We start from the raw sequence: 10,490 nt of genomic DNA on the forward strand, positions 1-10,490 counted from the left end.
GCATCTGTGGCCGCTTTGCTTCAACCTCGAAAACATCGCGGCCCGGGGCGGCCGAAGGGTCTCTTTGAGACCGGTTCCAGGCTAGATCGCTGGAACTGAGGAATTTTTCGCGTTAAAGAGCCCCCGACCCCGGGGCCAACGACACAGGAGCCGCATCTTGGGAATCCCCCTCCGGTACGTCGCGAAGATCGGCGGCTACATCCTCAAGCAGCACCTCACGGGCCGCAAGCGCTACCCGCTGGTGATGATGATGGAGCCCCTGTTCCGCTGCAACCTCGCCTGCGCGGGCTGCGGCAAGATCGATTACCCGGACGAGATCCTGAACAAGCGCCTGCCCGTCGAGGAGGCGCTGGAATCGGTGCGCGAGTGCGGCGCCCCCGTGGTGGTGATCGCCGGCGGTGAGCCGCTCCTCCACAAGGATCTGCCGAAGATCGTCGAGGGCATCATCGCCCAGAAGAAATTCGCCATCGTCTGCACGAACGCGCTGCTCCTCGAGAAGAAGATCAAGGAGTACAAGCCGAGCCCGTACTTCACCTGGTCGATCCATCTCGATGGCGACAAGGAGATGCACGACCAGTCGGTCTGCCAGCGCGGCGTCTACGACAAGGCCGTGGCGGCGATCGCGAAGGCCAAGGAGATGGGCTTCCGCGTCACCATCAACTGCACCTTCTTCAACAATTCGTCGGCCGACAAGATCGCCGACTTCTTCGACTCGGTGACCCGCATGGGCATCGACGGCATTACGGTCTCGCCGGGCTACGCCTACGAGCGCGCGCCCGACCAGCAGCACTTCCTCAACCGCAAGGCCACGAAGGACCTGTTCCGCGGCGTGTTCCGGCACGGCAAGGAGAAGGGCCGCGAGAAGTGGACCTTCCAGCAGTCGGGCCTGTTCCTCGACTTCCTGGCCGGCAACCAGACCTACCACTGCACGCCGTGGGGCAACCCGACCCGCACCGTGTTCGGCTGGCAGAAGCCCTGCTACCTGCTTGGCGAGGGCTACGCGGCCACCTTCAAGGAGCTGATGGAGGAGACCGACTGGGACGCCTACGGCACCGGCAACTATGAGAAGTGCGCCGATTGCATGGTCCACTCGGGCTACGAGGCCTCCTCGGTCGTCGATTCGGTGCGCAAGCCCTGGAAGCCGGTGTTGCACGCGATCCGCGGCATCCGGACCGAGGGCGAGATGGCCCCCGAGGTCAGCCTCGAGAACCAGCGCCCGGCCGAGTTCGTGTTCTCGCGCAACGTCGCCCAGAAGCTCTCCGAGATCAAAGCCTCCGGCGTCGACACGAAGCAGGAAGCCCGCAAGCGCAGCGCCGCCTGAGCGGCGCGCATCGCCGAACGGACGAAACCCGCGGCCGGCACCGGTCGCGGGTTTTTTCATGCCTTGCAGAGGCGGGATCCTGAAGCGCTGGCGGCCCTGCGCGGGTGCTCGGGGCGCGGAGTCCTGTGTCCGGAAAAGCCGGATCAGGCGCCGCTCGGCAGCCCGAGCCCCGGCCCGAGCGCCCGGCGGCAGCGGGCCAGCGCGGCGAAGGCGGCAGAGGAGTCGCGCCCCAGCCGGATCAGGTCTCCGACCCGGGCCTTCCCGCGCAGCAGGGCGCCGAGCACGGCGCGGATGTCGGGATCGCCCTCCGGTGTCAGGGCAGCGGCCGCGAAGGCGGGCAGGGCCCGCTCGGCCGGGTCGCACACGACGCGTAGCGCCGCGAAGGGCAGGCCGTGGCGACGCGCGAAGGCGGCGGCGACGTGCGATTCCATGTCCACGGCGGCGGCGGCGCTCGCCCTGTGCAGGTCGGCCTTCTCCGCGACGCTCAGCACCGCCGCGTCGGCGCCCGCGAGATCCGCCTGGACGAGGCGCGTGCCGGAGCCCGCGAGGGAGCGGGCGAGGGCGGCAACCAGGACGGGATCACACGCGAACCGTCCCGCCAGCGAGACGATTCCGGTCGCGACCACGACATCGCCCGGCCTCAGGGCCGGGTCGAGGCCACCTGCGATCCCGAAGCTGACGACGGCGCGGCAGGCCGGCACGGTCCGGGCGTCGAGGAGCCGTGTCAGGCGCTCGGGGTCGCCGCCCGCGCCGACCGCCTCGACGCCGGGGCCGGCGGCCAGACGGATCTCCTTGGCCAGGCCGCTGACCGTCAGGACGGGGAGGTTGGCCAAGGCGTGCGCCTCCGGTCGCCTGCTCCTCACATGCCGAACTGCACCTGCCGCGAGTTGCCGCGCTTCAGGTTGCGGTAGCGGGCCATGGCCCAGAGCGGAAAGAACTTCGGGTAGCCGTGGTAGCGCAGGTAGAACACCCGCGGGAACCCGGTCGCCGTGTAGCGCTCCTCGTTCCAGAAGCCGTCCGACCCTTGCGTCCGCGTCAGGAAGTTGATGCCGCGCGCGACCGCCGGATCCTCGCACGCGCCCGCCGCCATCAGGGCGAGCAGGGCCCAGGCGGTCTGGGAGGCGGTGGACGAGCCTGGCTCGAAGGCCGGGTCGATCTTGTAGCTCGAGGCGTCCTCGCCCCAGCCGCCATCCGGGTTCTGGATGCGGATGAGCCAAGCGACCGCCTTGCGGATCTCGGCGCTCTGCGGATCGACACCGGCCGCGTTCAGGGCGCAGAGCACCGACCACGTGCCGTAGATGAAGTTCATGCCCCAGCGGCCATACCAGGATCCGTCCGCTTCCTGATCGTTCAGGAGGTAGGTCACGCCGCGGTCGAGGGCCTTGGAGCTCTCGCGGGTCTCGCCGAGCTGCGAGAGCATCGAGACGACGCGGGCCGTCACGTCCGCGGTCGGCGGGTCGAGCAGCGCGCCGTGGTCCGAGAACGGGATGTGGTTGAGGTACATGTGGTTGTTGTCGGCGTCGAAGGCCGCCCAACCGCCGTCCTTCGACTGCAGCCCTTCGACCCACTCGCGGGCGCGGGCGATCGAGGCCTTGTAGTCGGGCATTCCGGCGACGAGCCCGTGCTGGCGCATGGCCCGGTCCATCGACATCACGACGACCGCCGTGTCGTCGAGATCGGGATAGTGCGCGTTGCCGTACTGGAAGGCCCAGCCGCCGGGGCGGACGTCGGGCTTGGCCGCGGCCCAGTCGCCCTTGATGTCGAGGATCTGGCGGGGCTTCAGCCAGTCGAGGCCGGCACGCGCCTGCGCCTCCGCCTCGGGGCCGCCGGCCTCCAGCAGCGCGTGGCTCGCCAGTGCCGTGTCCCAGACGGGCGACACGCAGGGCTGGACGTAGGCCTCGTGCGGCTTCTCGACGACGAGCTTCTCGATGGCGTCGCAGGCGATGCGGACCTGCGGATGATCGGGGCCGTAGCCCATCACCTCGTACATCAGGACCGAGTTGACCATCGCGGGGAAGATCGCGCCGAGCCCGTCCTCGCCGTTCAGGCGCTCGCTCACCCAGGCGCGCGCCTTCTCCATGGCGCGCTTGCGCGGCCCCTTGGGGAAATGGTTCTCGGTCTTCTGCAGGATGCGGTCGATGAAGCCGAAGATCGGCGTCCACGGCCAGGTCGCGTGGGGGCTGCCCGGCCAGGAGCGGACCGATTCGGGCGGCGTGACGAACAGCTCCTGCACGCCGATGCCACGCGGGTTGCGGGCGCGCGGCTTCGTGGCCTGGAGCACGAAGAGCGGCACCATCACGCAGCGGGCCCAGTAGCTCACCTTGTCGAGGTGGAACGGGAACCAGCGCGGCAGGAACATCACCTCCACGGGCATCGCCGGGACGGCGCGCCACGGCACCTCGCCGTAGAGGGCGAGCAGGAAGCGGGTGAAGACGTTGGCGTTGGCAGCCCCCCCGCGGGAGAGGATCGCCTCGCGGGCCCGGCGCATGTGCGGCGCCTCGATGTCGTCGCCGATCATCTTCAGCGCGAAATAGGCCTTCACGCTGGCACTCATGTCGAAGGGCCCCTCGTGGACGAGGGCCCAGCCGCCGTGCGGCCCCTGCGTGCGGCGCAGGTAGTTGCCGATCTTCGCCTCGAGGCCCGGGCGGGGATTCGTGGCACGGAACTGGTGATAGAGGACGTACTCGGACGGGATGGTCGCGTCGGCCTCGAGCTCGAAGCAGATATGGCCGTCGTCGTGGGCGAGATCCGTGAGCGCACGCGTCGCCTGCGCGATGCTCCGCTCGACGGCATCGAGGGTGATTCCCTGCGTCTTCGGGCGCTGCAGCGCCTCGATCTTGCTCACGGCCTCTCTCATCGTCCTCGCCTCTCGGACGCCCCCGCGGCCGTCTGGGCCTGCCGCGGGCGCGCTGCGTGTCTGACCAACCGAGACCGTAACGCGGCGGGACCGCAAACGGCTTCGGGGCGCGGAATCAAATCCCGCACCGAATTCTGTAGCCCTCGGCTTCTGCCTCAGGCCGCCCCGCGCGTGCGTGCTGCACCGCACGCAAGCGCCCGCGCCGCCGTGCGCCCGGAGCGGATGGCGCCCTCGATGGTCGAGGGCAGGCCCGTCGCGGTCCAGTCGCCCGCCAGCACGAGGTTGTCGTAGGCCGTCTCCGCCCGCGCGCGCCTGGCCGCCTCCGCGGGGGTGGCTGCGAAGGTGGCACGCTTCTCCTTTACGATCTGCCAGCTGGGCAGTTCCCGCGCAAGATTACCGAGCTGGGCGATCTCTCCCCAGATCTCGCGGGCGAGATCTTCGCGCGGCACGTCGAGGAGACGGTCGGCCCCGCTGATCGTGACCGAATACCGGTCCGGATAGGCGAAGAGCCACTCGGTCAACCCGTTCACCACGCCGAGGAAGAGCGGGCTGCCGGGCTTCGGAGCGAGCGCGAAATGGGCGTTGACGATCGAGCGGTATTCCCGCGGCGTCGGCAGGTCGGGCAGCAGCTCGGCCGCGACCCACGGGGGCAGGGCGAGGACGATCGAATCGTCCGGGCCGAGGACGCTCGGGCCGTCCGAGAAGTCCAGGCGGTCGACGCGCCCGCGGCCGAGGCCGAGCGCGCGCAAGCGGCGGCCGAAGCGGATCTCGCTCCCCTGCGCCTCGAGATAGCGGATCGCCGGATCGACCAGAGCCGCCGAGAGGCCGCCGACCGCAACGAGCGGCCGGCAGGCCTGTCCGCCCGCGCCCAGCGTCTCGCGCAGGATCTTCGCAGCGAGCCCGACATCGCTCTCGCGCGGGTCGGTGTTGAGGGCGGCCAGCAGCACCGGGTGCCAGAGCCGGTCGTAGAGCGGGCCCTCGCAGCGCATGTGGGCGCCGATCGTGCCACCCTGGCCGTCCCGCTGGCCGGCAGCCGCCATCAGGATGCCGAGCGGCGCGAGGTAGTCGCGGGCCCGCGTGCCCGGCACGCGCCGGTCGGGGCTCAGCACCCACCAGGGCAGGCGGCCGGCATTCGGGCGCAGCTGCCAGCGCTCGCCGGACTTCAGGTCGGCGAAGTCGAACACCGCCTCGTCCGGGCCGGAGAGCGCGTCGGCGGGGGCGCCGACCACGCGCAGGAAGTCGAGCGTGTCGGCGTTTCCGGACAGAAGCAGATGGTTGCCGTTGTCGATGGTCAGCCCGAGGGCCGGATCGTAGTACGAGCGGCAGCGCCCGCCCGCCTGCTTGGCGGCCTCGTGCAGCACGACGCGCTGGCCGCGCTGGACCAGCGCGACGGCGGCGGAGAGCCCGGCGAGGCCGGAGCCGACGACGTGGACGGTGCCCATCAGACGATCCCGTGCCGGAGCGCGACGCCGACCAGCGCGAGCTTCCCCGGCTTCACGCGGGCGCGCGGCGCGGCCCAGCCCCGCTTCAGCAACGCGACGAGATAGAGCCGGTAGGCGGCGGCCATCAGGCGCGCGGCCTTGGTGGCCCGGCGCGGGTTGCGGCGGATGATCTCCCAGGTCGCGCGGTAATGGCCCTCCGCCTCCTTGGCGAGCGCGGCACAGACCTCGCCGATGCGCGGATGGGCCATCGCGGCCTGGGGCGTCGGGTCGTCGAGGCCGATCGCGGCGAGCGGCTCGCGGGGCAGGTAGAGGCGGCCGCGCTCGGCGTCCTCGTCGATGTCGCGCAGGATGTTCGTGAGCTGCAGCGCGCGGCCCTGGTGCCAGGCGAGGCGGATCCCGTCCTCCTCCGGCATGCCGAAGATGCGCACCGAGAGGCGGCCGACCGCGCTGGCGACCCGGTCGCAGTAGAGGTCGAGGGTGGCGGCGTCGGGCGCCACGATGTCCGTGAAGGCGTCCATCGCCATGCCGTCGATCACGGCGTGGAAATCCGCGCGCTTGAGGTCGTACTGCTTCACCGGGCCGACGAGGTCGCGCACCCGCGCGGCCGGCCTGCCCGCGTAGAGCGCGTCGATGTCGGCGCGCCAGCGCTCCAGCTCGGCCGCGCGCACCTCGGCGGGACCGCCGTCGTCGGCGACGTCGTCCACCGCGCGGCAGAAGGCGTAGACGGCGTACATCGCCTCGCGCCGCTCCTTCGGGAGGAGCCGCATGGCGGTGTAGAAGGACGAGCCGGCGGCCGGCAGGGCAGGGGCCTCGGCAGCGGGCTGGGCGGTATCGACGGCGGCGGTCATGATCTCAGCTGTCTCTCAGGCCGCGGCGCGCGTGCGCCGGCCGCGGAACGGCCGGCGGGCCAGCGCGCCCGCGGCGGCGCCGAGCGCGGTCAGCGCGAAGGCGGCCTTGCCGTGGTGGACCTTCTCGGAGAGCGGGTCGCGAGCGAGCAGGCCGCGCGTCAGCAGCACGGCGAGGCGGTGGATCGCGGCGATCTCCATGGCGAGGCGGGTGTCGTCGATGAGGTCGGGCAGCGCCCGGCCCTCGTCGAGGAGGTCGAGCGTGCGCTGCGCGAGCTCCCGGATCACGGCGAGGAGCTGCGGCGTGGCCTTCTCGGCCCCCAGCATCGGCACGGTGGCGCCGTGCTTCCGCAGCGTCTCCTCCGGGATGTAGACCCGGTCGAGGTTGCGGAAATCCTTGCCGCAATCCTGCAGGTGGTTGAGCACCTGCAGCGCGGCGCAGATCGCGTCGGAGGCCGCGTAGACCCGGGCCGGATCCTCGCCGTGCACGTCGAGGACGTAGCGGCCGACCGGCATCGCCGAGTAGCGGCAGTAGTGGATCAGCTCGTCCCAATCCGCGTAGCGGTTCTTGCGCGCGTCCATCCGGAAGGCGTCGAGCAGTTCGAGCGCGTGCAGCGGCGGCAGCCCGCGCGCGGCGAGTTCCGCTTTCAGCGGCGCGGCCTCGGGGTCGCCCGGGCCGGCGCCGGTGAGGGCGTCGGCCAGCGCGTCGAGCATCGCAACCTTGCGCCCGGCGTCCAGCGCCTTGTGGTCTGCGATGTCGTCGCCCGCCCGCACGTAGTGGTAGAAGGCCAGGATCGCCGGGCGGTTCTTCGGATGGATCAGGTGCGAGGCGACGGGGAAGTTCTCGTCGCGGTGCCCCTTGCCGGAGCGGGTCGCGGTCGCGGTGTCGAGGGCGGCGCTCATCGCAGGTACCCCGCGCTCCGAAACCACCCGATCGCGTCCTCCAATCCCTGACGGTAGGGCCGGGCGGTGTAGCCGAGTTCCGAACGCGCCTTGGCGTCCGAGAAGAACATCCGGTAGCGCGACATGCGGATGGCGTCGATCGTGGCGAAGGGCTGCCTACCGGTGATGCGCGCCGCGAGTTCCGAGACGAAGGCGATCGGGTAGACGACGCCGCGCGGCAGGTTCACGGTCGGGGGCTTGCGGCCGACGATTTGGGCGATGTCGGCGAGCATCTGCGAGAGCAGCACGTTCTCGCCGCCCAGGATGTAGCGCTCGCCGACGCGGCCCTTGGCGAGAGCCAGCAGGTGGCCGGCCGCCACGTCGTCCACGTGCGCGAGGTTGAGGCCGGTATCGACGAAGGCCGGCATCTTGCCCAGCGCCGCCTCCTGAATGATCCGGCCCGTCGGCGTCGGCTTGACGTCGCGGGGGCCGATCGGGGTCGAGGGGTTCACGATGACGGCTGGCAGGCCGTCGTTCTCCACCATCTCCTCGACCACGCGCTCGGCCACGACCTTGCTGCGCTTGTAGGCGCCGATCGCGGTCTCGGGCGTCAGCGGCATGGTCTCGTCGGAGGGCGTGACCCCGTCGGCCGGCGGGCGGATCGTGGCGACGCTCGAGGTATAGACCACCCGCTCGACGCCCGCGTCGAGGGCCGCGCGCATCATCACGCGGGTGCCGTCGCGGTTCGTCCGGACGATCTCTTCCTTGTCGGGCGCCCAGAGCCGATAGTCGGCCGCGGCGTGCACGAGGTAGCGCTGGCCCCGCATCGCCTGGGCCACGGCGGCCGGATCGCGCATGTCGCCCTCGGCGATCTCGACGTCGGTCCAGGTGAGGTTCCGGCGCGGGCTCGTGGCACGCACGAGGATGCGGACGGGAAAGCCCGCCGCCCGGAACACATCGACGAGGGCCGGGCCGAGGAAGCCGCTCGCGCCGGTGATCAGCACGGGGCCGGGTTCGGAGGGGCCGGTCTGGGTCGCCTCTGCCATCACGCTCGTATCGTCACGAAAGCGCGGTGCGGGCGAATCGGCCCATCGTGCTGCACCGCGGTGCGGGCGCTTGTGTCATCGAATGCCGCGGGGAACAAGCGGGGCCGGCGGACCGGCCCGCGCGCGTCTCAGGTACAGGACCGATCAGGCAAGGCGCAGGCGCGAGCGGCCGTCCTGGCGCTCGGGCAGGACCTCGTTGACCTTGGCGACGATGGCGGCGGCGTCGAGCCCGGCTTCCGCGTACATCCGGTCGGGAGTGTCGTGGTCCTGATAGGCGTCCGGCAGCGTCATCGTGCGCACCCGGACCCGCATCGCGTCGAGCACGCCCCGCTCCGACAGCAGGTGCAGAACCATCGCGCCGAAGCCCCCGCGCGAGCCCTCCTCCAGCGTGATCAGAACCTCGTGGCTCGCCGCCAGATCCAGGATCATGCCCTCGTCCAGCGGCTTGGCGAAGCGCGCATCCGCAACCGTCACGGCGATGCCGGCCTCCTCCAGCTGGTCGGCCGCCTTCAGGGCTTCCGCCAGACGCGTGCCCAGCGACAGGAGCGCCACCCGCGCACCCTCGGGCCGCCGCACGATCCGCCCGCGCCCGATCGCCAAGGGCTCGCCCCGCTCGGGCAGCTCCACCCCCACGCCCTCGCCGCGCGGGTAGCGCAGCGCGATCGGGCCCGCATCGTGCGCGTGCTGGGTCGCCACCATGTGCACCAGCTCGGCCTCGTCGGCGGCCGCCATCACCGTCATGTTCGGCAGGCAGCAGAGATAGGCCAGGTCGAAGGCGCCCGCATGCGTGGCGCCGTCCGCGCCGACGAGCCCCGCCCGGTCCAGGCAGAAGCGCACGGGCAGGTTCTGCAGCGCCACGTCGTGCACGACCTGATCGTAGGCCCGCTGCAGGAAGGTCGAGTAGATCGCCACGAACGGCTTGTAGCCTTCCGTCGCCAGCCCGCCCGCGAAGGTCACCGCGTGCTGCTCGGCGATGCCCACGTCGAAGGTGCGGTCGGGATGGGCCTTGCCGAACAAGTCGATGCCGGTGCCGCCGGGCATGGCCGCGGTGATCGCCACCACCTTCGGGTCGGCGTCGGCCGCCTTGATCAGGCTCTCGCCGAACACGCGGGTGTAGGCCGGGGCGTTCGGCTTGGCCTTGGCCTGCACGCCGGAGAGCACGTCGAACTTGACCACGCCGTGGTAGCGGTCGGCGGAGGCCTCGGCCGGCGCGTAGCCCTTGCCCTTCTGGGTGACGACGTGGAGCAGGATCGGGCCGTGCTCGGCGTCGCGCACGTTCTTGAGGATGGGCAGCAGGTGGTCGAGGTTGTGCCCGTCCACGGGGCCGACGTAGTGGAAGCCCATCTCCTCGAACATCGTGCCGCCGCCCACCACCAGCGAGCGGGCGTACTCCTCGGCGGCCGCCGCGCGCTGGTAGAGGGCCTTCGGCAGGAGCTGGCCGAGCTGCTTGGCGGTCTCGCGCAAGCTGCGGTAGGTGCCGCCCGAGGCGAGCCTGGCGAAGTAGGCCGACATGGCGCCCACGGGGGGCGCGATCGACATGTCGTTGTCGTTGAGGATGACGATGAGGCGCGAGTGCAGCGCGCCGGCATTGTTCATGGCCTCGTAGGCCATGCCGGCCGACATCGAGCCGTCGCCGATCACCGCGATGACGTTGCGCCGCTTTCCCGCCTCGCGGCCGGCGGCCTTGGCCTCGGCCACGTCGAGGTCGCGGGCGACGGCCATGCCGAGGCCGGCGGAGATCGAGGTGGAGGAGTGGGCCGCGCCGAAGGGGTCGTAGACGCTCTCCGAGCGCTTGGTGAAGCCCGACAGGCCACCGCCCTGGCGCAGCGTCCGGATGCGGTCGCGGCGGCCGGTGAGGATCTTGTGGGGGTAGGCCTGGTGTCCGACGTCCCAGATGATGCGGTCGTCGGGGGTGTCGAAGACGTGATGCAGCGCGACCGTGAGCTCGACCACGCCGAGCCCGGAGCCGAGATGGCCGCCGGTGACGGAGACGGCGTCGATCATCTCGGCGCGCACCGCATCGGCGACCGCCTGCAGGCGGCTCTCGGGCAGGTGGCGCAAAGCCGCCGGCTCCTCCAGACCGTCAAGGATCGACGT

At 71.3% G+C, this 10,490-nt stretch carries 8 protein-coding genes; 1 reads left to right on the forward strand and 7 read right to left on the reverse strand.

Annotation, left to right across the window (positions count from 1 at the left end; translation table 11 throughout):
• The first annotated feature begins 157 nt into the window (after positions 1-157).
• Positions 158-1,321 (forward strand): adenosyl-hopene transferase HpnH, encoded by a 1,164-nt coding sequence (gene hpnH, locus AX737_RS14040; RefSeq protein WP_066922284.1) that lies wholly within the window; start codon positions 158-160, stop codon positions 1,319-1,321.
• Between the two features lie 143 nt (positions 1,322-1,464).
• Here hpnH and AX737_RS14045 read toward each other — a convergent pair whose 3' ends face one another.
• The 7 genes from AX737_RS14045 to dxs all read right to left on the reverse strand — a co-directional run.
• The gene (locus tag AX737_RS14045) at positions 1,465-2,154 is read right to left on the reverse strand and encodes a phosphorylase (RefSeq protein ID WP_066922286.1); all 690 of its coding nucleotides are present in this window, start codon (positions 2,152-2,154) and stop codon (positions 1,465-1,467) included.
• 26 nt (positions 2,155-2,180) lie between these two features.
• Complete coding sequence (shc, locus tag AX737_RS14050; RefSeq protein ID WP_066922288.1) at positions 2,181-4,178, reverse strand: squalene--hopene cyclase; 1,998 nt, start codon at positions 4,176-4,178, stop codon at positions 2,181-2,183.
• Between the two features lie 155 nt (positions 4,179-4,333).
• Positions 4,334-5,623, reverse strand: coding sequence for a hydroxysqualene dehydroxylase HpnE (gene hpnE, locus AX737_RS14055; protein ID WP_066922290.1), 1,290 nt, complete (start codon positions 5,621-5,623; stop codon positions 4,334-4,336).
• The gene (gene hpnD, locus AX737_RS14060) at positions 5,620-6,468 is read right to left on the reverse strand and encodes a presqualene diphosphate synthase HpnD (protein ID WP_066922292.1); all 849 of its coding nucleotides are present in this window, start codon (positions 6,466-6,468) and stop codon (positions 5,620-5,622) included. The genes hpnE and hpnD overlap by 4 nt, the downstream gene beginning before the upstream one ends.
• Before the next feature lie 15 nt (positions 6,469-6,483).
• Positions 6,484-7,368 carry a squalene synthase HpnC gene (gene hpnC, locus AX737_RS14065; protein WP_066922294.1) on the reverse strand — a complete coding sequence of 295 codons (885 nt, stop codon included), beginning with the start codon at positions 7,366-7,368 and terminating at the stop codon, positions 6,484-6,486.
• Positions 7,365-8,393 carry a hopanoid-associated sugar epimerase gene (gene hpnA / locus AX737_RS14070; protein ID WP_066922295.1) on the reverse strand — a complete coding sequence of 343 codons (1,029 nt, stop codon included), beginning with the start codon at positions 8,391-8,393 and terminating at the stop codon, positions 7,365-7,367. The genes hpnC and hpnA overlap by 4 nt, the downstream gene beginning before the upstream one ends.
• A gap of 144 nt (positions 8,394-8,537) precedes the next feature.
• The coding region (gene dxs / locus AX737_RS14075; protein WP_245293441.1) for a 1-deoxy-D-xylulose-5-phosphate synthase at positions 8,538-10,490 on the reverse strand (1,953 nt) is incomplete at its 5' end.

It is taken from the genome of Methylobacterium sp. CCH5-D2 (assembly GCF_001556475.1).
In the GTDB taxonomy this organism is placed as follows: Bacteria; Pseudomonadota; Alphaproteobacteria; order Rhizobiales; family Beijerinckiaceae; genus Methylobacterium; species Methylobacterium hispanicum.